23 protein-coding genes and 1 pseudogene are annotated in these 25497 nt (G+C 59.8%); 16 read left to right on the forward strand and 8 right to left on the reverse strand.

Annotation, left to right across the window (positions count from 1 at the left end; all coding sequences use genetic code 11):
* Complete coding sequence (locus AMC99_RS00580) at window positions 1–1386, reverse strand: tetratricopeptide repeat protein (protein WP_083440017.1); 1386 nt, start codon at window positions 1384–1386, stop codon at window positions 1–3.
* Between the two features lie 118 nt (window positions 1387–1504).
* Here AMC99_RS00580 and AMC99_RS00585 point away from each other — a divergent pair.
* Window positions 1505–1951 (forward strand): annotated as a pseudogene (locus AMC99_RS00585) (dihydroxy-acid dehydratase); the annotation flags it as partial.
* 574 nt (window positions 1952–2525) lie between these two features.
* On the opposite strand, the gene AMC99_RS00590 reads toward AMC99_RS00585, so the two are convergent.
* The 3 genes from AMC99_RS00590 to AMC99_RS00600 form a co-directional block, all read right to left on the reverse strand.
* A complete protein-coding gene (locus tag AMC99_RS00590; RefSeq protein ID WP_198143548.1) occupies window positions 2526–3176 on the reverse strand; it encodes an anaerobic ribonucleoside-triphosphate reductase activating protein in 651 nt (216 codons plus the stop codon).
* An 88-nt stretch (window positions 3177–3264) separates the two neighbouring features.
* Complete coding sequence (locus AMC99_RS00595; protein WP_083440018.1) at window positions 3265–5286, reverse strand: ribonucleoside triphosphate reductase; 2022 nt, start codon at window positions 5284–5286, stop codon at window positions 3265–3267.
* A 220-nt stretch (window positions 5287–5506) separates the two neighbouring features.
* Entirely contained in the window at window positions 5507–5941 is a 435-nt protein-coding gene (locus AMC99_RS00600) for an RrF2 family transcriptional regulator (protein WP_061921424.1), read from the reverse strand.
* A gap of 80 nt (window positions 5942–6021) precedes the next feature.
* On the opposite strand from AMC99_RS00600, the gene AMC99_RS00605 reads away from it, so the two are divergent.
* The 3 genes from AMC99_RS00605 to AMC99_RS14055 are packed head-to-tail and all read left to right on the forward strand — an operon-like array spanning window position 6022 to window position 7233.
* On the forward strand, window positions 6022–6501 hold the full coding sequence (locus AMC99_RS00605; RefSeq protein WP_061921427.1) for a group III truncated hemoglobin: 480 nt from the start codon (window positions 6022–6024) through the stop codon (window positions 6499–6501).
* Window positions 6494–6952 carry a hypothetical protein gene (locus AMC99_RS14050; RefSeq protein WP_198143549.1) on the forward strand — a complete coding sequence of 153 codons (459 nt, stop codon included), beginning with the start codon at window positions 6494–6496 and terminating at the stop codon, window positions 6950–6952. The genes AMC99_RS00605 and AMC99_RS14050 overlap by 8 nt, the downstream gene beginning before the upstream one ends.
* A gap of 2 nt (window positions 6953–6954) precedes the next feature.
* Window positions 6955–7233 carry a TehB family protein gene (locus tag AMC99_RS14055; RefSeq protein WP_061921432.1) on the forward strand — a complete coding sequence of 93 codons (279 nt, stop codon included), beginning with the start codon at window positions 6955–6957 and terminating at the stop codon, window positions 7231–7233.
* Window positions 7234–7281: 48 nt separating this feature from the next.
* Here the strand turns inward: AMC99_RS14055 and AMC99_RS00620 are convergent, their stop codons facing one another.
* Genes AMC99_RS00620 through AMC99_RS00630 form a run of 3 tightly spaced genes read right to left on the reverse strand, consistent with a single transcriptional unit; the run spans window position 7282 to window position 9577 of the window.
* Window positions 7282–7920, reverse strand: coding sequence for a carbonic anhydrase (locus AMC99_RS00620; RefSeq protein WP_061921435.1), 639 nt, complete (start codon window positions 7918–7920; stop codon window positions 7282–7284).
* Window positions 7904–9100 carry an NnrS family protein gene (locus AMC99_RS00625; RefSeq protein ID WP_061921438.1) on the reverse strand — a complete coding sequence of 399 codons (1197 nt, stop codon included), beginning with the start codon at window positions 9098–9100 and terminating at the stop codon, window positions 7904–7906. The genes AMC99_RS00620 and AMC99_RS00625 overlap by 17 nt, the downstream gene beginning before the upstream one ends.
* A gap of 12 nt (window positions 9101–9112) precedes the next feature.
* Complete coding sequence (locus AMC99_RS00630) at window positions 9113–9577, reverse strand: hypothetical protein (protein ID WP_061927488.1); 465 nt, start codon at window positions 9575–9577, stop codon at window positions 9113–9115.
* A 41-nt stretch (window positions 9578–9618) separates the two neighbouring features.
* Here AMC99_RS00630 and AMC99_RS00635 point away from each other — a divergent pair, with 41 nt between their 5' ends.
* Complete coding sequence (locus tag AMC99_RS00635; RefSeq protein ID WP_157058213.1) at window positions 9619–10881, forward strand: alginate export family protein; 1263 nt, start codon at window positions 9619–9621, stop codon at window positions 10879–10881.
* Here AMC99_RS00635 and AMC99_RS00640 read toward each other — a convergent pair.
* Entirely contained in the window at window positions 10878–11573 is a 696-nt protein-coding gene (locus AMC99_RS00640) for a cyclic nucleotide-binding domain-containing protein (RefSeq protein WP_061921445.1), read from the reverse strand. The genes AMC99_RS00635 and AMC99_RS00640 overlap by 4 nt on opposite strands.
* Before the next feature lie 218 nt (window positions 11574–11791).
* On the opposite strand from AMC99_RS00640, the gene AMC99_RS00645 reads away from it, so the two are divergent.
* Genes AMC99_RS00645 through AMC99_RS00695 form a run of 11 tightly spaced genes read left to right on the forward strand, consistent with a single transcriptional unit; the run spans window position 11792 to window position 25491 of the window.
* A complete protein-coding gene (locus AMC99_RS00645) occupies window positions 11792–14539 on the forward strand; it encodes a nitrate/nitrite transporter (RefSeq protein ID WP_061927490.1) in 2748 nt (915 codons plus the stop codon).
* A complete protein-coding gene (locus tag AMC99_RS00650) occupies window positions 14536–18273 on the forward strand; it encodes a nitrate reductase subunit alpha (protein WP_061921448.1) in 3738 nt (1245 codons plus the stop codon). Before AMC99_RS00645 ends, AMC99_RS00650 begins: the two co-directional genes overlap by 4 nt.
* Window positions 18270–19799, forward strand: coding sequence for a nitrate reductase subunit beta (gene narH / locus AMC99_RS00655; protein WP_061921452.1), 1530 nt, complete (start codon window positions 18270–18272; stop codon window positions 19797–19799). Before AMC99_RS00650 ends, narH begins: the two co-directional genes overlap by 4 nt.
* Window positions 19799–20515, forward strand: coding sequence for a nitrate reductase molybdenum cofactor assembly chaperone (gene narJ, locus AMC99_RS00660; RefSeq protein ID WP_061921454.1), 717 nt, complete (start codon window positions 19799–19801; stop codon window positions 20513–20515). Before narH ends, narJ begins: the two co-directional genes overlap by 1 nt.
* A gap of 3 nt (window positions 20516–20518) precedes the next feature.
* Entirely contained in the window at window positions 20519–21220 is a 702-nt protein-coding gene (narI, locus tag AMC99_RS00665) for a respiratory nitrate reductase subunit gamma (RefSeq protein ID WP_061921457.1), read from the forward strand.
* Complete coding sequence (locus tag AMC99_RS00670; protein WP_061921460.1) at window positions 21213–22025, forward strand: peptidylprolyl isomerase; 813 nt, start codon at window positions 21213–21215, stop codon at window positions 22023–22025. Before narI ends, AMC99_RS00670 begins: the two co-directional genes overlap by 8 nt.
* Window positions 22022–23038 carry a GTP 3',8-cyclase MoaA gene (gene moaA / locus AMC99_RS00675; RefSeq protein WP_232301456.1) on the forward strand — a complete coding sequence of 339 codons (1017 nt, stop codon included), beginning with the start codon at window positions 22022–22024 and terminating at the stop codon, window positions 23036–23038. Before AMC99_RS00670 ends, moaA begins: the two co-directional genes overlap by 4 nt.
* 3 nt (window positions 23039–23041) lie before the next feature.
* Window positions 23042–23302: a MoaD/ThiS family protein gene (locus AMC99_RS00680; RefSeq protein WP_061921462.1), complete on the forward strand. Its 261-nt coding sequence runs from the start codon at window positions 23042–23044 to the stop codon at window positions 23300–23302.
* On the forward strand, window positions 23299–23787 hold the full coding sequence (locus AMC99_RS00685; RefSeq protein ID WP_061921466.1) for a molybdenum cofactor biosynthesis protein MoaE: 489 nt from the start codon (window positions 23299–23301) through the stop codon (window positions 23785–23787). Before AMC99_RS00680 ends, AMC99_RS00685 begins: the two co-directional genes overlap by 4 nt.
* On the forward strand, window positions 23690–24310 hold the full coding sequence (gene moaB, locus AMC99_RS00690; RefSeq protein WP_232301457.1) for a molybdenum cofactor biosynthesis protein B: 621 nt from the start codon (window positions 23690–23692) through the stop codon (window positions 24308–24310). The genes AMC99_RS00685 and moaB overlap by 98 nt, the downstream gene beginning before the upstream one ends.
* A complete protein-coding gene (locus AMC99_RS00695) occupies window positions 24262–25491 on the forward strand; it encodes a molybdopterin molybdotransferase MoeA (RefSeq protein WP_232301459.1) in 1230 nt (409 codons plus the stop codon). The genes moaB and AMC99_RS00695 overlap by 49 nt, the downstream gene beginning before the upstream one ends.
* Window positions 25492–25497: the final 6 nt, after the last annotated feature.

The following is a 25497-nucleotide window of genomic DNA, read 5'->3' on the forward strand; positions in this document are numbered from 1 at the left end:
CTATTCGAACCTGTCGCGATTGGCGCGGCGCAGGAATTCGGCCATTTCCGGCGTCAGCTTGCGCATCTCTTCCGCCTTTTTCTCGTAGGCATAGGCATTGGGTACCTCGACCCGGCCGCTGTCGGTCCCCTGACCGGCGCGGTACATGGCGGCGGCCTGCACGGCCCCGTCCAGCTCCCCGTGCTCCGCGGCGCGCTTGAACATTTCGAGCGCGAGCTTGTCGTCGCGCGCCACGCCGCGTCCTTCGCGCAGGGCATACCCCGCGGTCAGCTCTGCCGGGCCGTATCCCTCCATCGCCGCCTTGGCGATGAATTCGAAGCCGCGCGCATGGTTGGCCGGGATGTTCTTGCCGGCAAGCAGTTCGAACCCGACATCGTTCGCAGCGATCACGCTGCCATTGTCTGCGGCCCGCTTCATGTAGAACACGAACTTGTCCGCATCCTTGGCCAGCCCGGTGTGCCCGTCGAGGTAGAGCGCTCCGAGCTTGCGGCTCGCGAGGATATCCCCGCGCATCGACAGCTCGACTAGGATTTCGAGTGCCTTTTCGGTGCTCTGGGGCAGCAGCCATTGTGCGCCAAGGTTGGTGAGCAGCGCCTGATAGCTTTCATCGTCGGAAGTGGCTGCGCTCGACTTCTTTGTGACGCGGGTGCCATAGGGTAGCTGCACACCCGTGAGGTAGGCAGCGGCCAGCGTATGCGCGGCCTTGTCTCCCGGCCTCAGGCGACCGGCGGTGGTCAGTTCGATTGCCTTGGCCAGCGCCTGCGCTTTCTCCTCGCGATAGGCGGCGGCGCGCTCCTCACCCTTGCCGTCGGCGATCTTCCAGCGATCGGTGCGCTTGAAGTCGACTTCGTATTCGCCCCGGTCGACGCAGAAGCTGCAATGCGCCGGATCGAGCACGATCCGCAGGTAACCGGCCAGCGCGTCGCGATTGCCGAGTTCGGCACCCTGCTCGAAATAGGACAGCGCCTCGCTGCGGTCGCGCTCGCGCCTCATCTTGGTGTAGTAGTCGGGCGATTCCGCGATCTCGCCCACGCGCAGGAAGGCCGTGCCGTCGCCCTGCTCCATCGCCATCGCATAGTATTTGAGCATGTTGCTCACGATCGCATCGCTCGACCAGATTTCTCCGAGGATATCGTCCCGGATGCGGTCGGCGAAGGCGATCTGCGCAGAGGCTTTGCCTCCGTCCGCTTCAGCCTTGAGCGCCTGCACTTCCGGGTCGGCATACCACGCCTTCACCCGTTTCTCCGACGCCGCCAGCGCTTCGGCGGATTGCTGTTCCAGCATCGCGTAGGTCGGTGGGCCATTGTCCTGCTGTGCAGCGGCATTGGTGGCCGAGAGCAGCGCGGGCAGTAGCGCCACAGAGACGCACGTTAGGGTTCTGGGCATGACGGTTCTTCCTTCGGAGTAATTATGTCCACCAGGATTATTGTGCGCAGAACTTCCGCAGGAAAGTGACAAATTCCGTTAAAACCTCTTTGGCCCGGCATAACGCTTCGGACTAGTTCAGCCGCTGGTAAAGGATGCGGGGTTCATCGTGTTGTCGTGCAACCTGTTCGACGCGGCGATCATGAAGACCTGCGTCATCGGACCCGAGTTCCGCGACCGTTACCTGTCGAACCCGGACGATTCCGAAGCGTTCGAAGGGCCGGTCGTGGTGTTCGACGGGCTGGAAGACTACCACGCGCGGATCGACGATCCCGCACTCGGCATAACCGACCGGCACACGCTGATCATGCGCGGCGCGGGTCCGGTCGGCTATCCCGGTGCGGCGGAAGTCGTGAACATGCGCGCGCTGCCGTGCATCGGCGACGGGCGGCAATCGGGTACCTCTGCGAGCCCCTCGATCCTCAACGCCTCGCCCGAGGCGGCGGCGGACGGCGGACTGGCGCTGGTCGAAACCGGTGACCGGCTGCGGATCGACCTCAACCAGCGCACGGTCAACCTGCTCATTCCCGAGGCAGACACTGATGTACCTTGTCGTTCCAAGCCACTTGTACAATTCTGAGTCCTGAGAAAGCTATCGAACCAATAGCTTAATAGGCAAATCGGGCCTTTGTGCGGGTTTCGTGATTTTCCGAACTGTATAAACATCGGAAAATAAACGGAAAAAGAGGCCGAATGTGATGCCTCTTCTGGGCACCAGTAGATTAAAGCACTGAAATATATGGAGAAAAGGATACTCCTTGAGGACTCTTATTGATCCTCCAAACTCTTGTCTTGGCTCGTCTTTTCCGTTCTCTTTCAGTGCCTAACAGTTTCTGGCGGCCAAATCTCTGATTGTCCCGGATCGATCTTGCTCGAAATTCTTGCGGGCCTTTTTGTGGGCTTATGTCAAAAACATATTTAAGGGCCCTCATGACCTTCGTAATCGGGATTTTTCCAGTTGTTGTAAGGCGTCGGGGTACTTGGTTTGCCGCGATCTCTGTCGCGCAGAGGGCTACAGCAACCGGAGGTGAGCCATCAGCATCTGTCTGCGACTGGAAGGCGGTTGCGCCATGGCTTATGAAAAGCGCTATTAATGCAATCTAGCGAAAGATAAGTTCCAGCGGGCTGTGCTGTTGCAGTTGGTTGATATCCAGTTGACGGTGCGGCGGTGCGAGGGGCGCAAGCGTAGGGCGATCAGGTTCAATCACTGCCATCTGTATCGCGTACCGGCCTCGGTAGCCGCGTGCGGCCAAGTCCTTCGCAATAGTGAGAATATCGTCTTCGTTCAGCAGATCGGTATGAACCGTAGTGCGCACCTCAAAGCGAACCGTGCCCTGCGCACAAAGCATGTCGAGCGTGGAGTTGAAGCGCCGCCATGCCGTGACGCCCGTCACTTCGGCAAACTTTGCTCGCGGCGCTTTGTAGTCGAGCGCGATCCTGTCCAACAATTGTGCCTCGAGCAGGCGGGTGATCACATCCGGGCGCAAGCCGTTGGTATCGAGCTTGATGGCGAAACCCATGGCCTTTACCTTTTCGGCAAAGTTGGCAAGGCCGGACCAGGTGGTTGCTTCTCCGCCCGAAAGCACCACGCCGTCCAGCAGTCCGCGCCGCCGGGTGAGAAAGTCCATGACCGCGCCTTCCCCGATGCTTCCCTTGCCCAAGACGATCTGCGGATTGTGACAATATCCACAGCGCATGTTGCACCCTGCGATCCAGACGATGCAGGCCGCGCAGCCCGGGAAATCCAGCATGGTGAACGGGGTCAGGGCATGGAAGGGCGTGGCGGCGCGGTTCTGACCGCGCCGCCTGTCCCGAGCAAGAGTTGCAGCGGTTGCCATATCAGCGCGGCGGAGCGAACAGGTCACCCACCATGGCCGCGTCTTCGGTAAAGTGTCGACGCTGGCGATGCTCGCCCTGCTTACCCTTGTTGAAGCTGTCGACCGGCCGGAAATAGCCCATCACGCGGGTCCACACCTTGGTCCGTTCGCCGCATGTGGGACATTCGGGCTGTTCGCCATCAAGATAGCCATGTGTGTCGCAGACAGAGAACACCGGGGTCAGCGTGACATAGGGCAAGCGGTAATTGGTCAGCACCTTCTTCAGGAAATTGCGTGCGGCATCCGCGCCCGACAATTTCTCGCTCATATAAAGGTGCAGCACGGTGCCGCCGGTATATTTGCATTGCAGCTCGTTCTGTAGTTCGAGCGCCTCGAACGGGTCGTCGGTATGATCGACCGGGATCTGCGAAGAGTTGGTGTAGTAGATGTTTTCATCGCAGCCTGCCTGAAGGATGCCGGGGAAGCGCTTCTTGTCTTCCTTGGCAAACCGGTAGGTCGTGCCCTCAGCCGGGGTGGCCTCAAGATTGTAGAGGTTGCCGGTGTTCTCCTGGTAGACAACCAGCTTTGCCCGCATATGGTCGAGGATATCTAGCGCCATGGCGATCCCGTCCTCTTCGGTCAGATCGGAGGTGTCGCCGGTGAAGTTGCGGACCATCTCGTTCATTCCGTTGACTCCGATGGTCGAGAAATGGTTGCGCAGGAACGGCAGATACCGGGCAGTGAAGGGGTAAAGCCCGCGGTCGTACATCTTCTGGACGAATGCGCGCTTCTTCTCGAGCGTCGACTTGGCGATGTCCATCAGCCGGTCAAGCTCCGCCATCAGGCCGGGTAAATCGCCTTTGAAGCGATATCCGAGCGCGGCCATGTTGATGGTGACGACGCCGAGCGAGCCGGTCATTTCCGCTGAACCGAACAGACCGTTGCCGCGTTTGAGCAGTTCGCGCAGGTCAAGCTGGAGACGGCAGCACATTGAGCGCACAGCACCGGGCGAATAGGCTTCCGGATTGGGGCGGCGTTCGCCTGTTCCGGGATCGCGGATGTACTGGCTGCCGATGAAATTCTGAAAGTAGGATGATCCGACCTTGGCCGCATTCTCGAAAATGGCGGTCGCGACCCTGCTGTCCCAGTTGAAGTCCTCGGTGATATTCACGGTCGGGATTGGGAACGTGAAGGGCTGCCCTGTGGCATCGCCCTCGGTCATGACTTCGTAATAGGCGAGGTTGATCAGTTCCATCTCAGCCTCGAAATGAGCAAAGCTCATATCCGCCAGGCTGCGCAGGCCGATATCGCGCGCCTGTGCCCGATCAAGCAAAAACTGATTGTCGATGCCCTTAAACAGGTGTTCGTCGCGGTAAGTCGGATAGAGGTTGCGAAGATCCTCCGGCACCACGATGTCCAGCGTGATATTGGTGAACGGCGATTGTCCCCACCGCGCCGGGACGTTGAGGTTGTAGACGAACTGGCGGATCGCTTTCTTGACTTCGGCGTAGCTCAGATTGTCGTAAAAGACATAGGGTGCAAGATAGGTGTCGAAGCTGGAGAAGGCCTGCGCGCCCGCCCATTCCGATTGCAGGATCCCCAGGAAATTGCTCATCTGCCCGAGCGCCTCGCGGAAATGGCGCGGCGGACGGGAAGACACTCGGCCTGCGACCCCGTTGAAACCATCGTTAAGCAAAGCTCGCAAAGACCAACCTGCGCAATAGCCGGTCAAACAATCGAGGTCGTGAATGTGAATGTCGCCTTGTCGGTGGGCCAGCCCTTCTTCCGGCGCATAAATCTCGTCGAGCCAGAAATTGGCGATTACCTTGCCGGCGACATTGCTGATCAGGCCGGCATGCGAATAGCCGACATTGGCGTTGGCCTTGATCCGCCAGTCGGCACCGGAAATGTATTCACCCACAGTGTCCGAACAATCGATGCTGCTGCCCTTCCACAGAGGGCCGGAATTTGGCGCGTGACAACGCAGCCGATCAATTACTGCAGTGGTTTCGTCGCCATCTTTGTTTTGCAGTTCCAGTGCCATGATCCATCGCCCTCCGAAGTGGTTGGCGATTGGTTAGATCCCTCAACCACAAGATGTTGTGTGTGGAATCGTTGATAGGCACAATTTTTTGGCGATCATTGATAAATATCAATTGGCTCGAGAATTCCTGTGATCCGGCAAGCCTCTCACTCCCGGGCGAAAGCCACCGGCCAGAAAGTCATTGGCATTCTTGCATGGATGGGAACGTGATTGGCCGGTGTCAGGCGTTTTGCGGAAATAGCTGCTCCATGAAACGCGAACGGTCACCGGTAATTTGGGCAAGATTGAATTGATCAAGATGAGCCATGAATGCCTCAAGGGCTCCAGCCAATGCCGGCTTTAGCCCGCATACACCATCGATTGCGCAATCTGCCTTACCGCCCATGCAGGCGACAAATCCTTCGGTGTTTTCCAAACTGCGCACCACGTGGCCGATACATATATCTGACGGAGCGCGTGCCAGACGCACTCCGCCACCGCGTCCGCGCTGCGTTTCGACAAAACGTGCGGCGGCAAGGTCTTGCGCCACCTTGGCGAGGTGGTTGCGAGAGATATCATAATGCTCCGCAAGCGAGTCAATCGAAACGACCTCCTCTTTTGCGGCAAGCGCCATCAGCATGCGCAAGGCATAATCGGTTCGGAGGTTCATCTGCATAAAAAAGGTATATCAGATATTGCTTTTATCACAAACTCTCTTTAATAGGCATTTCAAATACCTTTTAAAGAGAGTTTGTGATGTCCGCGGTTAGCGAAAGATCACGCCAGGAAGTGCACGCTGCAAGAGCTGCTAAACGCGCGCATGCAGAAGCGCAGGGCGTCGACGAACAATTCATCTCGCTTATGGTCGAGCGTTTCTATGCCAGCATCCGCCAGGACTATCTGCTCGGCCCGATCTTTGCGGAGCGCATTTCCGATTGGCCTTGGCACATGGAGCGGATGAAGACATTCTGGCGTTCCATCCTGTTCAACAGCGGGGAGTTTTCAGGCAATCCGATGGCCAAGCACATGGCCATTCCGGGGCTTGAAGACACGCATTTCGTTCGCTGGCTCGAACTCTTCTACGCCACCTTGAAAGACCTCGGCCCCCAGCCCGAAGGCGCGGCCCTGGTTGCCGAAAGGGCGCGTGCCATCGCCGATAGCCTGCTTACCGGAATTTCCATCCGGCGAGACGGCATCTGCGGATCCAAAGCAGGAAGGAACCTCCCCCATGTTTGAACACCAATCGATAGCGGCTGATCGCGCCATTGACATCGAAGCCGAAGTCTGTGCCTTGGAACAGACGTTCCAGCCTTTGGCCGCCGCGCCCGTTCCACCACGAAACCCGGGGTTCCAGTTTCCTCGGCGTGTATGGCTCGCCATGTTCGCGTGTTATGCTATCTTCTTCCTTGCCATTGCCGCAGCCACAGGCGGAAGCGGACATGCACGTTTCGCTATCATCATCTCGGTCCTTTATGCCGCCGTTTATTTCGGAGTGGCGAGGATCGGTGCGCGACAGGCCGGACCAGAGGATATTTCGCCGCTCGATCAGGGCAAGATGCTCGATACTTTTACCGGTTTGATGGACAAGAGAGCCGTATATGGGCAGGTCCTGATTGTGCCGCTCGCTGTCGCACTGTTCGGCTTGGCGATACTGGTCATCACACTTTCGATCGGGATCGACAGTTAGCTATGCGGAACGTTTTGCCGGATGGCGTTGAGAAGTATGCCGAGTCACCGCTCTTCAGCGAGCAAACGGTTCCTGAAAAACTCATCTCGGAACATGATCTGAAAGCCGGAGTCTGGGGTAAACTGTGCGTAATCGACGGGACCCTCGAATATCACATTCCGGGTGGATCGCACCGGAGCCAACTTCTCAAAGCAGGCGAGTATGTCGTCATCGAACCGCAGCAGGTGCATTTCGTCAAACCGGTCCGAAACGTCCAGTTCAAAGTTGAATTCTATCGCTGAACCGAGATGCGCGGTGGCACATTCGCCTAAACCGCCGCAGATGCGCTTTCAGTCGACAGGGTCGAGAAAGTCCACCTTGCCGGTGTCGAGATGATAGAAGGCTCCCACGACTTTGAGCCTTCCTTCGCGCTGAGGTTCAAGCAGTGCTGGTGAAGCTTCTTCCCGCAATTCGCGGACAACGCGCCTGACATTGCTGATCGCAGCGGCGTCAACGATATGATCGGCCCACGGATCGGTTTCGAGCACAGCTGGCAGCAGCGACTGAAGGACCTTGGAGATATTCCCGCTGAAACTCGTCTTGCCCCGCGCCAGCGACACAGCCGCATTGAGCGCGCCGCAGGCCTCGTGACCCATGACGACGATCAAGGGGACTTGCAGATTCGTCACGGCAAATTCCAGACTGCCCAGCGCGGTCGTGCAAAGGGTATTTCCGGCGTTGCGAATGATGAACAGTTCACCAAGGCCCCGCTCGAACAACAGTTCGGGCGGTACCCGCGAGTCAGAACAGCTCAGATAGGCGGCAAAAGGACGTTGCGCCGCTGCGAGTTCGAGACGGCGCATCCGGTCCATTGACGGCTCATAAGTGGTATCTTCGAGAAACCGCCGATTGCCTTCCTTGAGCAATTCAAGAGCTTGGTCCGGGGTGAGCTGGGAGGCGTCCTCCATCCGCTTAGCCTGCCTTTCCATCGCTTCGCGGTGACAAGTAAATGCCCATATTGCGCAGCAGCCATGGGAGCATCCCGAGACAGAGCACGCCCACCGATACCAGCAACGCTTCGGCCAATTCCAGTTGGAGTGCAGCCCACAACCGGGCGACTGCGGCCAACTGGACGGCACAGAAAGCGAGCCACGCAGGAGCTGTCATCAAGAGGGGCCGACCCGAATGCCCCTGAGTTACGCGGGTTACCATCGCGACAAGTAGACTTCCCGCAAACCCGATCATCAATGCGTGATCCGGGCCGCGACCCAATGCCAAGGTTGAGGTATCCAGCATGGCTAGCGTGAAGCCCATTGGAGCCCAGGCGAACCCCCACATCAACACAATCAGAAGTCCTGGTGCGCTTGCTCGCGGCCACCACTTCCACAGCATGGCACCAGTTAGAGCCGCGAGTGCGCCGTTCGCCGAAATCGCCAGCCAGCCGATGTTCAGGAGCTCGCCTGCCAAGCGAGCCAGTAGTGAGGTCCAAAGGGCCGCGATGAGCCAGTCGGGTCGCCAGCGGACATAGCCCTCAACCACGTTGCCGGCGAAAAACGGGACCATCCGGTGCGCCACCGTAAGGAATATCGGGAGCAGGAATCCGCCGATTCCAATGCGGTTGGCGTGGAAAAGATAGTCCCATGATCCACCACCGAAAAACGTGATTGCTGAAAGCAGGCCGACAAGACCAAGCGTCAGGCCAGCAAGCGCCGACCATGCGTGCCAGCAGCGAGGCTTCCCCGCTTTCGACCCGGTCCACAATACGCGAAGAAGGACGAGAAGCGCGATTGCCCAGCCAAGCGCGACCAGTCCGAAGCCCGGCAATATGAGGGCGTCAAGCCCCGTAGCCAAGGCGACGAGGACCAAAACAACGCCATTGAGAAGCGGGACACTTACAGGGGCGAATTGACGCAATACAAGATCTGGAAGGCCGATCCAGCGCGGGAATACCGTCAGCAGAAAGCCAAATATGAAGGGGGTAAGGCCGAGATAGATCATGACCGGACCGTGCAGAAGGGTAGGCGGCATGTCCGTGGTCGGGACCCCGGACAGCCGCGCATACAGCTGCGCCAATTGTGCGAGCCACCACATCAGCAGTCCGCCAAAAGCCAGCGCCCCGGTCAGGAAGGGCAGCCGGTGCGGCGCTGCCAGGAGGATTGACGGGTTCACGAATGGTCCCTTTCAAATCAGTCCGTGAGCGCCAGCCATTGCGCCCATGGTGGTCACCAGCGCAATTACGGACAGGACCCGGTGCACCTGAACCATGAGGTGAAAATCACGCTCCGGCGTCTTTGAATTGTCCATCCGGCGGTGGAGGAAGAGCGGTTCTGCCACGAACAGCATAAGGAAGAAAACAAACCACAGGAAAAACATAGCTGATATCCACCAATAGGCAGGCTCGGCAAACCGCCACCACATGTCACCGCGCCAAGTCATCCAGAACCCGGATGCACCAGCCAGCAAAACCCATACTTTGGCCTGAACGGAAAAACCCTGTTCGATCTTGTGAAAGGCATGGAGCCGGTCTGCGGGCGCTTCAGCTCTCGCTATTGCGGGCATGATGACAAAGGTCACGAACCAGACACCGCCGATCCAACCGACAATCGAGACGACATGGAGCACGCGGGCAAAAGTGAAATCATCGATCATCATATATCGCTCTATGGGTGAATTGCGCGTCTGCGACTTTGACAAGGATCAAATACTTTGGCGGGCAGCATCGTATTTGGGCGACCATGAAAACCAAAATCCTCTCGCTCGCCGCCGGCTCGCTTGCCGTTCTCACACCTGCAACTGCAATGGCGCAATCAGGCGATGAGCTTCCCTTCGATCCCTATCTCGACCTGAGATACCGGCTGGAAGTGGTCGATCAGGAAAACCTGTCAGAAGATGCGACCGCTTCGACGCTCAGGATCAGGGGCGGGATCGAAACCGATGAATGGAATGGCCTTAGCGCTCTGGTCGAAGGCGAGGCAGTGGTCAGGATTGGGCCTGAAGATTTTAACGACACTGTCAACGGTCGCACCCAGTTTCCTGTCGTGGCGGACCCATCAGATGTGTTGCTCAACCGCGCCTTCGTGCGGTGGCGGCCCCATTCATCGGTCGAGGCAGTTGCCGGACGTCAGAAGGTCAATTTCGACAATCAGCGCTGGATCGGTTCAGTCGACTGGCGGCAGAACGACCAGACCTTCGATCTGGCGCAGGTCACAGTGAAGACGGTCAAGGGAGCCTCGATCGATTACTTCCATGCCTGGCGGGTCAATCGCATTTTCGGGCCGGATTCGCCGCAAGGCATCTGGCGTGATACCGACATCCACAATGTCCATGCAAGTTACGCCATCCCCTCGGTCGGCACGGTATCCGCCTATGGTTATTTCCTTGACATACTCGATGCACCTGCTGCGAGTTCGCAAACGCTTGGAGTGCGGCTGTCGGGAGCGCAGCCGCTAGGGGGCGGGGTCAAGCTCCTTTACGCCGCAGAGTACGCGAACCAGCGCGATCTCGGACCGAACCTGGCCGATTTCTCTCTCGATTACCTGCTAATTGAACCCGGCATCTCGGTTGCCGGTTTTACTGCCAAAGCAGGGTTTGAGCGGCTTCAAGGTGACGGCGCTGTTGGCTTGCAAACTCCATTGGCCACGCTCCACGCCTTTAACGGGTGGGCGGACAAATTTCTTGTCACGCCGCCTGATGGTTTGCGCGATCTTTACGGGGATATCAGCTATAAGTTCGGCGAAGGCTCTGCGCTGAAAGGCTTGTTGCTGCGCGGAATAGTCCACGACTTCGGCGCCACTGCGACTGATCAGGCGTATGGCCGCGAATTGAACTTGCTTGCGGTGTATCCAGTTCGGAGCAACGTCACCCTGCTCACGAAGTTCGCGCATTACGATGCGGATGGCTTCGCGTCCGATACCACCAAGGGATGGCTGCAGGTACAGGTTTCTTTCTAGCGAGGGTCACTTGGCACAGGGTCGGGCCGCGCGAACAAACGAAGGCGTTCAAGGTTCTCGATTGTGACTTGTGCTCCATCGAGCGCCACGCCGTGGTTCTTGAGGGTGCCAAAGGCCCGTGAAAGGTTTTCCGGTGTCATCCCGAGCAGCGATGCAAGCAGGCGCTTTTCGCCGCGAAGTTCGAATTTCTCCCGATTGCCACTGCGGCTACTGTATTCCAGCAGGTAATTGCCAAGTCGCTCAGCCGATTGGCGCACCTTCATATCGGTGAGCGCACGGACAAGGTCGCGAGACCACAGCGCCAGTTCGTGCATGGCTGCTTGCATCAAGGCGCTATCCTTCCCGATCGCCCGGCGCAACTGGCTCGCGGGGATAAGAAGAATACGCGATGATGCAAGCGTTCGCGCGGACATCAGATAGGGCATATCGGTCAGCGCAGCGGCAAGAATGAAGCTCGATACCGGCTCGACAATTCGCATCGTGGTATCGCGCCCGTTCCCTCCGACAAAAAGCTCGACCAGCCCGTCAACGAGCACGTGCAGGAAGTCGGCACTCTGTCCCGCCTCGAACAGGGTGAGTTGCGGAGGGAAGACCTGCAAATAGGAGCCGGCCAACACAATGTCCCGCTGACTTTCAGCCATCTCCCGAAACAGCGGAAGCCGCGCGATTTCAGGCTTCTCGCCGATTCTCATAAATGTCCCAGCTCCCGTGCAATGCATCGGAAGGATTAGCGCTCGACTTGATGTTTATCAAGGAATGGCTTGACGTCTTGCGATCTGCGCAAAGGCACTTGTCATGCGGAAACAATTTTGTCCGACCTGCCCTTTGAAGTTTGATCAAAGTCAAAGAGGATGCCTTCGGGTGTCGGCAATCGAGAGGTGTGACGCGCTTCTTGATGAGGGATCATGCCATGGCGAGCCAGAAAATATCGACCACCAGTGATCAGAACCGCGCTTTGGGCCTGAGCACATTTGCGTTCACCATCTGCTTTGCTGTGTGGACGATCTTCGCGATCGCCGGAATCGAGATCAAGGCCGAGCTCGGTCTGAGCGATACGCAGTTTGGCCTGCTGGTCGGCACCCCGATCCTGACCGGATCGCTCAGCCGTCTGTTGCTGGGCGTCTGGACCGATCAGCATGGCGGGCGGATCGTCTTTCCGCTCACAATGCTTGCCTCGGCGCTTTCGACTTTCCTGCTTTCCTACGCCGAAAGCTATCTGGTCATGCTACTGGCCGCGCTGGGATTGGGCCTTGCTGGCGGCGGTTTTGCGGTTGGCGTTGCCTATGTTTCAAAGTTCTACCCACTTGAGAAGCAGGGCTCGGCGCTTGGCTTTTTCGGCATGGGCAATGTCGGGGCCGCCGTGACCAAATTCCTCGCCCCCTGGGTCATGGTGGCGGTGGGCTGGCAGGGCGTCGCGCAGGTGTGGGCGGGCGCGCTCGCGCTGGTTGCTGTGCTGTTTTATATCTTTGCCAAGGACGACCCCGAATTCGCCGCACGCAAAATTAGCGGTGCCAAAGCACGGGGTTTGCTCGAACAGCTTGAACCGCTGCGTAACGAGCAGGTTTGGCGCTTCTCGCTTTATTACTTTTTCGTCTTCGGTGCCTTCGTAGCATTGGCGTTGTGGCTGCCTGCGTACATGGTCGGCCTTTATGGAATCGACGTGAAGCTGGCGGGTATGCTTGCAGCAACCTTCTCGCTCTCGGCCAGTGTGTTCCGAGCCTATGGCGGCGTACTGTCGGACAAATATGGCGCACGCAAGGTCATGTATGCGACCTTTGGCGTGTCACTGGTCTGCCTGTTCATGCTGTCCTATCCGGCGACCGACTATGTTATTCACGGGATCGAAGGGGACATCACCTTCTCAACGTCGATGAGCTTGGTGCCCTTCGTGATTACTGTCTTTGTGCTCGGTTTCTTCATGTCGCTCGGCAAGGCGGCGGTCTACAAGCACATCCCGGTCTATTACCCCGAGAATGTCGGTTCGGTCGGCGGGCTGGTTGGTCTGGTCGGCGGCCTCGGCGGCTTCATCCTGCCGATCGTGTTCGGCGCGGTGAGCGACCTTACCGGCATCTGGACCAGTTGCTTCATGGTCTTGTTCGCTCTGGTCGGCATTGCGCTCACCTGGATGCATATCGCCATCCGTCAGATGGAACAGAAAGCGAGCGGGATGGATACCCGTACGCTGCCTGAATTCCCTGAAATGGCTGGCTTGCATGACGAGGCAAAACATGCGGCCGCCACGCCGAGCAAAGTTCTGGTCGAGTGGAAACCGGAAGATGCCGATTTCTGGGAGCAGACCGGAGAAAAGATCGCACGGCGCAATCTCTACATCTCGATCCCTGCATTGCTGCTCGCCTTCTCTGTGTGGATGGTGTGGTCGATGGTGGTCGCGAAGTTGCCTTCCATCGGCTTTGATTACACCACCGACCAGCTGTTCTGGCTGGCCGCGCTACCCGGACTTTCTGGTGCGACCTTGCGGATATTCTACAGCTTCGTGGTGCCGATCTTCGGTGGACGGCTGTGGACCACCATGTCCACCGCATCGCTGCTGATCCCGGCCTTTGGCATCGGCTATGCAGTCCAGAACCCGGATACGCCTTACATCATCTTCCTGGTTCTGGCGCTGCTGTGTGGTTTCGGTGGCGGCAATTTCGCCTCCTCCATGTCGAATATCAGCTTCTTCTACCCCAAGGCGCAGAAGGGGAATGCGCTGGCGCTCAATGCCGGTCTCGGCAATCTCGGTGTCTCGGTCATGCAGTTCCTCGTCCCTATCGTCATCGTGGCGGGCGTGTTCGGCGCGCTGGGCGGCGAGCCACAGCAGACCGCCGATGGCGGCGAGCTGTGGTTGCAGAACGCGGGCTTCATCTGGGTGCCGTTCATCATGACTTCCACCCTGCTCGCATGGTTCGGGATGAACGACATTGCTGATGCCAAGGCCAGCTTTGCCGAACAGTCGGTGATCTTCCAGCGCAAGCACAACTGGCTGATGTGCTGGCTCTACACCGGCACCTTCGGCAGCTTCATCGGATTTTCCGCCGGCCTGCCGCTGCTCGCCAAACAGCAATTCCCCGATGTTAATGTCCTCCAGTTTGTCTTCCTCGGACCTTTGGTCGGCGCGCTCAGCCGTGCGGCTACCGGTTGGGTTTCGGACAAGTGGGGTGGTGCACGGGTTACGTTCTGGGTGTTCGTGCTCATGATGCTCGGCGTGCTCGGCGTGATGTATTTTATTCAGGCCGCCAGCTGGTGGGGTTTCCTCGGCATGTTCATCTTCATGTTCTTCATGACGGGTGTCGGCAACGCCTCCACCTTCCAGATGATCCCCAACATCATGCGCGCCGAAGTGCCCCGGTTGATGCCCGAGCTTTCGGGTGAAGCCAGCCTGCGCCAGTCGGAAAAGGAATCCGCCGCAATCGTCGGGTTTACTTCGGCCATCGCAGCTTACGGGGCCTTCTTCATCCCGAAAAGCTTTGGCAGCGCCATCGCAGCGACTGGCTCTCCGATGCCGGCTTTGTGGGGCTTTCTAATCTTCTACGCCAGCTGTGCGGCGCTGACCTGGTGGGCCTACGCCCGCCGTGGTGGCCTGCTGCACGATATTGAACGCAGGGCTGCACCTGCACGGGCTTCATCCACCGCCCCGCTCAAAGGAGCAACAGCATGAGCAAGCTTCTCGACCGCCTGACCTTCTTCAATCAGAAGAAAGTCGCCTTTTCCGAAGGCCACGGTGTGACCACCAATGAAAACCGGGACTGGGAAGACAGCTATCGCAAACGCTGGCAGCACGACAAAATCGTGCGCAGCACCCACGGGGTGAACTGCACCGGATCGTGCAGCTGGAAAATCTACGTCAAGGGCGGCATCATCACCTGGGAAACCCAGCAAACCGACTATCCGCGCACTCGGCCCGATCTGCCCAACCATGAGCCACGCGGTTGCCCGCGCGGGGCCAGCTACAGCTGGTACATCTATTCGGCGCAGCGGCTGAAATACCCGATGGTGCGTTCGCGCCTTTTGAAGCTGTGGCGCGAGGCCCGCGTGGTGCGCACTCCGGTGGCTGCGTGGGCCTCGATTGTCGAGGATCCCATAAAGCGCAAGAGCTACACCGCAATCCGCGGCCATGGCGGCATGGTGCGTTCGACCTGGGATGAGGTTAACGAGATCATTGCCGCAGCCAACGCATACACTGCCAAGACTTATGGCCCCGATCGGGTTATCGGCTTCTCGCCAATCCCGGCGATGTCGATGATCAGCTATGCGGCGGGCTCGCGCTATCTATCGCTGCTCGGCGGCACCTGCATGAGTTTTTACGACTGGTATTGCGATCTTCCGCCATCGAGCCCGCAGACCTGGGGCGAACAGACCGACGTTCCAGAGAGTGCGGACTGGTACAATGCCGGGTTCCTGATGATGTGGGGATCGAACGTGCCGCAAACGCGTACGCCAGACGCTCACTTCATGACCGAGGCACGCTATCGCGGCACCAAGGTGGCCGTGGTCAGCCCGGACTATGCCGAGGCGACAAAGTTCGCCGACCTGTGGCTCAACCCCAAGCAGGGCACAGATGCAGCTCTGGCGATGGCGATGGGCCATGTGATCCTGCGCGAATACCATCTCGACCGGCAGGCGGAATATTTCGAGGAATACTGCCGCAAATATTCCGACATGCCGATGCTGGTGCGGATGGTTGAGAAAGACGGCGCCTATGTGCCGGAAAACCTGCTGCGCGCCGCCGATTTCCTCGACGGCCTGAGCGAAGAAAACAATCCCGACTGGAAGACGGTCGCCATCGACGACAATACTGACGAAGTGGTTGCACCCAATGGCTCCGCCGGCTTCCGTTGGGGCGAGCAAGGAAAATGGAACCTTGAGGAGAAAGACGGACGCGGAAACGACACCGTCTTGCGGCTGACCAACATCCTCGAAGGCAATCACGACGAGGTAATCGAAGTTTCCTTCCCTTATTTCGGCAACCGCGAACACGATCATTTCGAGGGCACCGATCACCCCAGCGTGCTCAACCGCCGGGTGCCGGTGCGCCAGTTACAACTGAAGGACGGCAAGGCTTTCGTCGCCACCGTCTTCGACCTGTTCTGCGCCAATTACGGTCTCGATCGCGGCCTGGGCGGCGAACATGTCGCCCGCGATTACGGCGCGATGGTGCCATACACTCCGGCTTGGGCTGAAAAGATCACCGGCGTACCGGCTGATCAGATCATTACCATTGCGCGCGAATTTGCGGGCAATGCCGAGATCACCAAGGGCAAGTCGATGGTGATCCTGGGGGCGGGGCTCAACCACTGGTATCACATGGACATGAACTATCGCGGCATCATCAACCTGTTGGTGATGTGCGGCTGCGTGGGTCAGTCGGGCGGGGGCTGGTCACACTATGTCGGTCAGGAAAAGCTACGCCCGCAAACCGGGTGGACCGCGCTTGCTTTCGCGCTGGACTGGAACCGCCCGCCGCGGCACATGAATTCGACCAGCTTCTTCTACGCCCACACCGATCAGTGGCGTTATGAAACGCTGGACGTGGAGGAAATCCTCTCGCCCACCGCGCCCGAGGGCGATTGGGACGCGAGCCTGATCGACTACAACGCGCGGGCCGAACGGATGGGCTGGTTGCCATCCGCTCCGCAGCTCAAGACCAACCCGCTCGAAGTGGGCAAGGCGGTGAAAGCCAGCGGCATGGAGGCGAAGGATTACGTCGCCGATGCGCTGAAATCGGGCGAGCTTGAAATGTCGTGCTTCGATCCGGACGATCCGGCCAACTGGCCGCGCAACATGTTCGTGTGGCGTTCGAACCTCTTGGGTTCGTCGGGCAAGGGCCACGAATATTTCCTCAAGCACCTGCTCGGCACCGCGCACGGCGTGCAGGGCAAGGATCTGGGCGAAACCGGCGCGCAAAAGCCCAAGGAGGTCAAGTGGCACGATGATGCGCCCAAGGGGAAGCTGGATCTGCTGGTGACACTCGACTTCCGGATGTCGACCACCTGCGTCTATTCCGACATCGTCCTGCCGACAGCGAGCTGGTACGAGAAGGACGATCTCAACACCTCGGATATGCACCCCTTCATCCACCCGCTGTCGGCGGCGGTCGATCCCGTGTGGGAATCGCGCAGCGACTGGGACATCTACAAGGGGATTGCCAAGAAGTTCTCCGAAGTCGCGCCCGAAGTGCTCGGCGTGGAGCATGACGTAGTGCTCACCCCAATCCAGCACGACAGCCCGAACGAGATCGCACAACCCTATGACGTGGCCGACTGGGGCAAAGGCGAGATCGAGCCGATCCCCGGCAAGACCATGGCCAACGTCGCGCTGGTCGAGCGGGATTATCCCAATCTCTACAACCGCTTCACCGCGCTTGGGCCGCTGATGGAAAAGCTCGGCAATGGCGGCAAGGGGATCGGCTGGAACACCGATCACGAGGTCGAGGCGCTGCGCAAGCTTAACGGCCCGGTGCTGAAGGACGGCCCGACCAAGGGCATGGCGCAGATCGAGACAGCCATTGATGCTGCCGAAGTCATCCTCATGCTCGCGCCCGAAACTAATGGCGAGGTCGCGGTCAAGGCGTGGGCCGATCTGGGCAAGAAGACCGGGCTCGATCACACCCATCTGGCGCTTCCCAAGGAAGAGGAAAAGATCCGCTTCCGCGACATTCAGGCCCAGCCGAGGAAGATCATCTCCTCGCCCACCTGGTCGGGGCTGGAGAGTGAGCACGTGTGCTACAACGCGGGCTACACCAACGTCCACGAGCTGATCCCATGGCGCACGCTGACCGGGCGTCAGCAGCTCTATCAGGATCACAAGTGGATGCGCGCCTTTGGCGAAGGCTTCTGCGTCTATCGCCCGCCGATCGACACCAAGGCGGTCAAACCGATGCTCGACGAAGCCAAGGACGCGCCGCACGTCATCCTCAACTTCATCACCCCGCACCAGAAATGGGGGATCCACTCGACCTATACCGACAACCTGCTGATGCTGACGCTGTCGCGCGGCGGGCCGATCGTGTGGATGAGCGAAGTGGACGCGGCCAAGGCGGGGCTGGTCGACAATGACTGGGTCGAAACCTTCAATTCCAACGGTGCGCTGGTGGCCCGCGTGGTCGTCTCGCAGCGGATGAAGGAAGGCACGCTGTTCATGTATCATGCGCAGGAAAAGATCACGAATGTGCCCGGCTCGCCGCTTACTGGCCAGCGCGGGGGCATCCACAATTCCGTAACCCGTGCGGTGTTGAAGCCAACCCATATGATCGGCGGCTATGTCCAGCTCGCCTACGGGTTCAACTACTATGGCACCGTCGGATCGAACCGCGACGAATATGTGATCGTCCGCAAGCTTACAAAGGTCGACTGGCTCGAAGGGGCCCTCGCTGAAGGGGAGACCGCAGCATGAAAATCCGCGCACAGATCGGCAAGGTCCTGAACCTCGACAAATGTATCGGCTGCCACACCTGCTCGGTGACGTGCAAGAACGTGTGGACCAGCCGCGAGGGCATGGAATACGCCTGGTTCAACAATGTCGAGACCAAGCCCGGCATCGGCTATCCCAAGGACTGGGAGAACCAGATGCGCTGGAACGGCGGCTGGGTGCGCGATGCCGGTGGCTCGATCCGGCCGAAGATGGGCGGCAAGTGGCGGCTGCTGGCGAAGATTTTCGCCAACCCCGATCTGCCCGAGATCGACGACTATTACGAACCCTTCACCTTCGATTACGCGCACCTGCAAAAGGCGGGCGAGAGCAAGGCCTTTCCCACCGCGCGCCCGCGCAGCCTGATTTCGGGCCAGCGGATGGAGAAGATCGAATGGGGCCCCAACTGGGAAGAAATCCTCGGCGGGGAATTCGCCAAGCGGTCGGAGGATTACAACTTCGAAGGGGTGCAGAGGGAAATCTACGGCCAGTTCGAAAACACCTTCATGATGTATCTCCCGAGGCTGTGCGAACATTGCCTCAACCCGACCTGCGTCGCCGCCTGCCCGTCTGGCGCGATCTACAAGCGGGAAGAAGACGGGATCGTGCTGATCGATCAGGAAGCCTGCCGTGGCTGGCGCATGTGCGTGTCGGGGTGCCCCTACAAGAAGATCTATTACAACTGGAAAACCGGGAAGAGCGAGAAGTGCATCTTCTGCTATCCGCGCATCGAAGCGGGTCAACCGACAGTGTGCAGCGAAACCTGCGTCGGGCGCATCCGATATCTCGGCGTCATGCTATACGACGCCGACCGCATCGAGGAAGCCGCATCGGCCGAGAACGTCGAGGACCTCTATCAGGCGCAGCTTGATATCTTCCTTGATCCCAATGATCCGGCGGTGATCGAACAGGCGCGTAAGGACGGCGTGCCCGAAGCTTGGCTGGAGGCTGCGCGCCGCTCGCCGGTGTGGAAGATGGCGATGGAATGGAAGGTCGCCTTCCCGCTCCACCCCGAATACCGCACCCTGCCGATGGTGTGGTATGTGCCGCCGCTCTCGCCGATCAATGCGGCCGCCAGCGCCGGGCAGATCAGCGTCAACAACAATATGCCCGATGTGCGCTCGCTTCGCATCCCGCTGAAGTATCTTGCCAATCTGCTCACGGCGGGCGACGAGGAGCCGGTGGCGCTGTGCCTTGAACGGATGCTGGCGATGCGCGGCTACATGCGGTCGAAATCGATCGAGGGCGTGCACAATGAAGGCATCGCCGAAGCGGTTGGCCTGACCGGCGCGCAGATCGAGGAGATGTACAAGGTGATGGCGCTGGCGGATTACGAAGACCGCTTCGTGATCCCCACCGGCCACCGTGAGGATGCCGAGGACATGTTCGAGGAACGCGGTTCCTGCGGCTTCAGCTTCGGCAATGGCTGTTCGGGCGGGTCGAACGAGACCAACCTGTTCGGCGCCCCGCCTGCCCGCAAGAAACTCCAGACCCCGTCGGAGGTGTTCTGATGAAAGCGCTCCATCTGATCTCGCTGCTGCTGCAATATCCGACCAGGGATTTGCAGGCGGTGGCAGGCGAAATCCGCCAGCGGCTCAGCGCGGATCCTGCGCTGCCGCAAACCGCCGTTGCCGCGTGCGAACCGCTGCTGACCCAGCTGGCGACCGCAGACATCTACGATTGCCAGGAAGCCTATGTCGATCTGTTCGACCGGGGCCGGGCGCACAGCCTGCACCTGTTCGAACACGTCCACGGCGAAAGCCGCGACCGGGGGCAGGCGATGGTCGATCTGCGCGCCCGTTACCTAGATGCCGGGCTGGAGCCGGAGGGCAATGAACTGCCCGATTACCTGCCGCTGTTCCTTGATTATTGTTCGACCCTGCCGGACGCGATAGCGCGCGACACGCTGGCCGAACCCGGTGTAGTGTTGATCGCGCTGGCGGCGCGGCTGTCGGACAAGGGTTCGGACTATGCCCCGGTGCTCGCGCTGCTGTGCGAGATCGCAGGTCTGGAAATGGACGAGGAAGCGGCCAAGGCGCTGCCGCCCGCTGAAGACCCGGAAACCCTCGAAGAACTCGATGCGCAGTGGGAAGAGGAGGAAATCCGCTTCACCGCCGATGCCGCGCCCGATCCCACCGCCGCCTGCCCGCAAGTGAGTGCCATCCTCGACCGGATGCGCGCGCCCCTGCCGGACGCCGAACCCGCCACGTCAGCGAAGAGGAGCTGAGCCATGAACGCCTATATCGACCATCTGGTTTTCGGCATCTATCCCTACATTGCCCTCTCCGTGCTGGTGATCGGCTCGATCATCCGCTTCGACCGCGAACCTTACAGCTGGCGCTCGGGCTCCAGCCAGCTCTTGCGGCGCAAGCAGCTGATGTGGGGATCGGTGCTGTTCCATGTCGGCGTCCTGTTCGTCCTGTTCGGCCATATTGTCGGCTTGCTGGTGCCAATCTGGGTGTTCGATTCCCTTGCGGTGAAGCATGAATGGAAGCAGGCGCTGGCGGTCTATGGTGGCGGCACGGCCGGGCTGTTTTCCTTCATCGGCGCGAGCCTGCTGCTGCACCGCCGCCTGTTCGACGCGCGGGTCCGTGCCCATTCGACCTTCGCCGACACCGGCATTCTGACGCTGCTCTGGCTCCAGCTTGCGCTCGGGCTGGCGACGGTGCCGATTTCGCTCGGTCACATGGACGGCGAACAGATGGTGCGCTTCATGGCGTGGGCGAACGGGATCTTCACCTTCAACCCCACCGCATCGCTGTTCATGGAAGGGGCGCACTGGATCTTCCGCCTGCACATCTTTCTGGGCCTGACGATCTTCATCCTGTTCCCCTTCACCCGGCTCGTCCACATGTTGAGCGCACCGGTGCGGTATCTGTGGCGCGGCGGCTATCAGATCGTGCGTTCACGCAGGAGCCTCAGCCATGGATGAGGTGATCGAACGGGCTGCGGTGCGGGTCGGCGGGGTGGAAATCCCCGCCACCGCCATCGCCGCCGAAGCGCAGAACCACCCCGCGCCTGATGCCGCCACGGCGTGGACCGAAGCCGCCGAGGCGCTCGTGATCCGGCAATTGCTGCTGGCTGAAGCCGAACGATCGGGTGTCGAACCGGGCGAACGCTCTGACGCACAGGGCCGCGAGCTCGCCGCCGATGATGCGAAGATTGACGCACTGTTGGAGAACGAAGTGCGTGTGCCTGAGGCGACAGAGGCCGAAGCGCGGCGCTTCTATGACCGCCACCGCGAACGCTTCGCCTCCGAAACGCTGGTCGAGGCCGAGCACATTCTGTTCTCGGCCAACCCGGCGGATGAGTTCAATTACAGCCTCGCGGTGGGCGATGCGCGCATGGCGATCCGCGCTGTGCAGGCGGACCCTGCCTGCTTCGCCGAACTCGCCCGCGCCAAATCGGCCTGCCCTTCGAAAGAGCAAGGCGGGAATCTCGGCCAGATTGGCAAAGGGCAGACGGTCGCCGAATTCGAAGCCGCGCTGTTCGGATTGAGCGCGGGCGAGTTGTGCCCCGAACCGGTGCGCACCCGCTTTGGCGTTCACGTGATCCGCGCCGGACGCCGGGCGGAAGGCAAGCAATTGCCCTTCGAGGCAGTCGAGGCAACCATCCGCGACTATCTGGAGGAAGCCACCACCCGCAAGGCGGTGGCGCAGTACCTTGCGATCCTCGCCAGCCAGACCACCATCGAAGGTGTGACCTTGCCGATGGCCGACGGGCCGCTGGTGCAGTGACCACCTCCCGCGCCTCCGATGTCCTGCCGCTGGTCCCCGCGCTATCTGACGCAATCGGTCGCCGGTTCGAATACCTGCGCCTCTCTCTGACCGATGTGTGCAACTTCCGCTGCACCTATTGCCTTCCCGATGGCTACAAGAAGGCCTGCAACAAACCGACTGAACTCTCGGTCGATGAATTACGCCGGGCAGTAAGCGGCTTTGCCGAGCTTGGCCTTTGGAAAGTACGGCTGACCGGCGGCGAGCCTACCTTGCGGCGCGATTTTGAGGAGGTGGCGCGGGCGGTCGCCGGCATCCCCGGCATCCGCCGGGTGGCGATGACTACCAACGGTTACCGCCTTGCCGAACGCGCGCGAGTCTGGCGAGATTGCGGAATCAGCGCGATCAACATCAGCGTTGACTCGCTTGACCCTGCACGATTTGCGCAGATCACCGGGCATGACAGACTGGAAGAGGTGTTGCGCGGGGTCGAGGCGGCGCGGGATGCGGGGTTTGACAGCATCAAGCTCAACGCGGTTCTCATGCGCGGTGTGAATGATGATGAGCTCGCTGCGATGGTCGATTTTGTCACTACCCGCGATCTATCCCTGCGCTTCATCGAAGTCATGCGCACCAATGATAACACGGCCTTTTTCAGTCAGCGGCATATTGCCGGACAGACGGTGATCGACCGGTTGGAAGCAGATGGATGGCAACGTTTGCCACGTCAGCCCGGAGCGGGGCCGGCGGTCGAACTGGGTCATCCAGAGGCGAAAGGTCGCATCGGGATTATCGCTCCTTACTCGAAAGACTTCTGTGCCAGTTGCAACCGTTTGCGGCTCTCATCCGACGGCAAGCTGCATCTGTGCCTGTTCGGCGACGGGGGCATGGATATCCGGCCGTTGCTTCAAAGCGACGACAGAGAGGCTTTGACAGACCGTATTCGTAAGCTCGTCGGCACAAAGGCGCGTGCACACCGTCTGCACGAAGGCAACAGCGGCGCCACTCCGCACCTGGCGTCTATTGGAGGTTGAAATATGGCTGTTGTCACCAGTCGCGTCGAATTGTGCGGGCGTCTGGCCGATGCTTGCGGCCCGTTCGTGGACCTGGCGCTCCCTGTCGAGGGTTTGCCGGTTCCCGAACTGATCTCTGTTCTGGGCGAGCATTTTCCTGCGCTTCAGGATGGGCTGTCAAAGGGACGGATCAGGGCCTGTATCAACGAAACAATCGTTCCGGATGAAGCAATCGTTCAGCCGGGTGATATTGTCGCTCTCTTCCCACCGGTTTCTGGCGGATGAGCAGCCATGTCGAATTGACCGAAGCCGGGTTTGATCCGGCCGCTCGGTTCGCGACGTTCACGGCCTCGCTGGGGGATGAGGGCGCGGTCGTCAGTTTCACCGGCCGTGCCCGCGGCACGGTTAAGGATGGCACTGCAATTGGTGCGCTCATTCTGGAGACCTATCGCGGGGTTACGCTGTCATCGATGCAAGCAATTGCAGGTGATGCGCACGAACGGTTCGCGATCACGCACAGCCATGTGGTCCACCGGGCCGGGCGGATATTGCCGGGTGAGCCCATCGTCTTTGTGGCGACCGCCTCACCGCACCGGCGGGCGGCCTTCGAAGCGGCGGATTATCTGATGGACCGGCTCAAGACGGAAGCCGTGTTCTGGAAGAGGGAAGAGCATGGAGATGGTGTTTCCTGGATCGAGCCAACTGCGCAAGATCGAGACGACACAGCCCGCTGGCTGCAAAGTGAAGGTGAGGAAAATGCCCGGAATTGATGAAAGCCTGCCGTTCTATCCACTAAGGATTGCGGTTCTTACCATTTCCGACACGCGCATATTGGAAACCGACACGTCTGGAGCGATGCTGGCCGAGCGGCTGCAATCCGCCGGGCACAGTCTGGTGGATCGAAATATCGTGAAGGACGAGATTGATGACATTCGCGAGCAGCTGAGCGCGTGGCTCGCTAACCCGGCAATTGAGATCATTCTGACCACCGGAGGCACCGGGTTCTCGCCGCGCGACAACACACCCGAGGCGGTCAAACCACTGCTTAAGCGAGAGATGGATGGGTTCTCGGTCGCGTTCCATCAGAAGAGCCTGCAAAGCGTTGGGGTCGCCACGATGCAGTCGCGTGCTTTCGCTGGACAGGCTGGCGATGCCTTCATCTTCTGCGTGCCTGGATCGACCGGCGCTTGCCGCGATGCATGGGACGGCTTGCTTGAGCTGGAATTCGATAGCCGCCATAAGCCATGCTCGATTGCAGGTGCCTTGCCGCGCTTGCGGGACGTGTGCGCTTGATTTCTTTTGATCAAGCATTGGCTCAGGTCGAAGCCTCGGTAGTGTCGCTACCAGGGGAAGACGTGCCGCTGGCTGAGGCCGCTGGGCGAGTGCTTGCTGCACCCGTTTTTGCCCGGCGAGCGGCTCCGTTTTCGGATGTTGCTGCTATGGATGGCTATGCGGTCCATAATGGCTCGACCAAAGCAGGCATGCCAGTGTTAGTTTTGGGCGAAAGCCGGGCTGGCGCTGGCTTCTCTGGACTGGTTCAACCAGGTGAGGCTGTTCGCATTTTTACTGGTGCCCCGATGCCCAAGGGCGCGGACCGCGTCATCATGCAGGAATACTCCGCGCGAGAAGGTGACACTGTGCGTTTCGCCGAAGGGTACGGACCCGGCTGGCATGTGCGCGCAGCTGGCAGCGACTTTTCCGCTGGCGATCTCCTGCTGGACGTCGGAACACGGCTTGGCTCGCGCACAATTGTCACTGCCGCAGCTGCCGATCAGGCGATGCTTAAAGTCTGCTTGCGGCCCAAAGTGGCCATTATCGGCACCGGCGATGAACTCGCACCTCCGGGTGAAGCTCATTTACGCGCCGACGCTGTCCCTGAGAGCGTAACTTTCGGCATCGCCGCAATGGTACAGCATGCCGGTGCGGAAGTGATCGCAAGGATAATCGGGGACGACAGTCTACCAGCACTCGAACGACTGGCCGGAGAAATGCTGGACAAGGCCGATGTGGTGATCGTGACCGGCGGCGCATCCGTTGGCGAGCGCGACTTTGCCAAGCCGATGTTCGTATCTCACGGGCTGGAGTTGCTGTTTTCCAAAGTCGCCATGAAGCCGGGCAAACCTGTCTGGTTAGGCCGGGCAAAGGGGAAATGGGTTCTGGGCCTGCCGGGCAATCCGACCTCGGCCATGGTGACTGCGTGCCTGTTCCTGCGCGCGCTTTTGGCGGGACTCCAAGGTCAGAGCATCACTCAGGTCTTGCAGTGGCGGGAGCTGCCGCTCGCTTGCCAAATGCCAGCAACCGGTGGCCGCGAAACATTTGTCAGGGCAAGATGGGGCGCCGATGGATTGCGCCCGCTCGGCAATCAGGACAGCGGGGTGCAGTTGGCATTGGCGCAGGCAGACTGGTTAATACGCAGCGCGCCCAATTCACCCGGCCTTGACGCCGGCGATACGGTCACCGCGCTGGAGTTTTAAAATTGG

The sequence above is a fragment of the Altererythrobacter epoxidivorans genome (assembly GCF_001281485.1).
Lineage (GTDB): Bacteria > Pseudomonadota > Alphaproteobacteria > Sphingomonadales > Sphingomonadaceae > Erythrobacter > Erythrobacter epoxidivorans.

Excerpts from the sequence above, each read along its gene's own strand:
- AMC99_RS00580 (WP_083440017.1), bottom strand. The coding sequence starts at position 1,386 with ATGCCCAGAACCCTAACGTGCGTCTCTGTGGCGCTACTGCCCGCGCTG.
- AMC99_RS00590 (WP_198143548.1), bottom strand. The coding sequence starts at position 3,176 with ATGCTGGATTTCCCGGGCTGCGCGGCCTGCATCGTCTGGATCGCAGGG.
- AMC99_RS00595 (WP_083440018.1), bottom strand. The coding sequence starts at position 5,286 with ATGGCACTGGAACTGCAAAACAAAGATGGCGACGAAACCACTGCAGTA.
- AMC99_RS00600 (WP_061921424.1), bottom strand. The coding sequence starts at position 5,941 with ATGCAGATGAACCTCCGAACCGATTATGCCTTGCGCATGCTGATGGCG.
- AMC99_RS00605 (WP_061921427.1), top strand. The coding sequence starts at position 6,022 with ATGTCCGCGGTTAGCGAAAGATCACGCCAGGAAGTGCACGCTGCAAGA.
- AMC99_RS14050 (WP_198143549.1), top strand. The coding sequence starts at position 6,494 with ATGTTTGAACACCAATCGATAGCGGCTGATCGCGCCATTGACATCGAA.
- AMC99_RS14055 (WP_061921432.1), top strand. The coding sequence starts at position 6,955 with ATGCGGAACGTTTTGCCGGATGGCGTTGAGAAGTATGCCGAGTCACCG.
- AMC99_RS00620 (WP_061921435.1), bottom strand. The coding sequence starts at position 7,920 with ATGGAAAGGCAGGCTAAGCGGATGGAGGACGCCTCCCAGCTCACCCCG.
- AMC99_RS00640 (WP_061921445.1), bottom strand. The coding sequence starts at position 11,573 with ATGAGAATCGGCGAGAAGCCTGAAATCGCGCGGCTTCCGCTGTTTCGG.
- AMC99_RS00645 (WP_061927490.1), top strand. The coding sequence starts at position 11,792 with ATGGCGAGCCAGAAAATATCGACCACCAGTGATCAGAACCGCGCTTTG.
- AMC99_RS00650 (WP_061921448.1), top strand. The coding sequence starts at position 14,536 with ATGAGCAAGCTTCTCGACCGCCTGACCTTCTTCAATCAGAAGAAAGTC.
- narH (WP_061921452.1), top strand. The coding sequence starts at position 18,270 with ATGAAAATCCGCGCACAGATCGGCAAGGTCCTGAACCTCGACAAATGT.
- narJ (WP_061921454.1), top strand. The coding sequence starts at position 19,799 with ATGAAAGCGCTCCATCTGATCTCGCTGCTGCTGCAATATCCGACCAGG.
- narI (WP_061921457.1), top strand. The coding sequence starts at position 20,519 with ATGAACGCCTATATCGACCATCTGGTTTTCGGCATCTATCCCTACATT.
- AMC99_RS00670 (WP_061921460.1), top strand. The coding sequence starts at position 21,213 with ATGGATGAGGTGATCGAACGGGCTGCGGTGCGGGTCGGCGGGGTGGAA.
- AMC99_RS00680 (WP_061921462.1), top strand. The coding sequence starts at position 23,042 with ATGGCTGTTGTCACCAGTCGCGTCGAATTGTGCGGGCGTCTGGCCGAT.
- AMC99_RS00685 (WP_061921466.1), top strand. The coding sequence starts at position 23,299 with ATGAGCAGCCATGTCGAATTGACCGAAGCCGGGTTTGATCCGGCCGCT.
- moaB (WP_232301457.1), top strand. The coding sequence starts at position 23,690 with ATGGAGATGGTGTTTCCTGGATCGAGCCAACTGCGCAAGATCGAGACG.
- AMC99_RS00695 (WP_232301459.1), top strand. The coding sequence starts at position 24,262 with ATGCTCGATTGCAGGTGCCTTGCCGCGCTTGCGGGACGTGTGCGCTTG.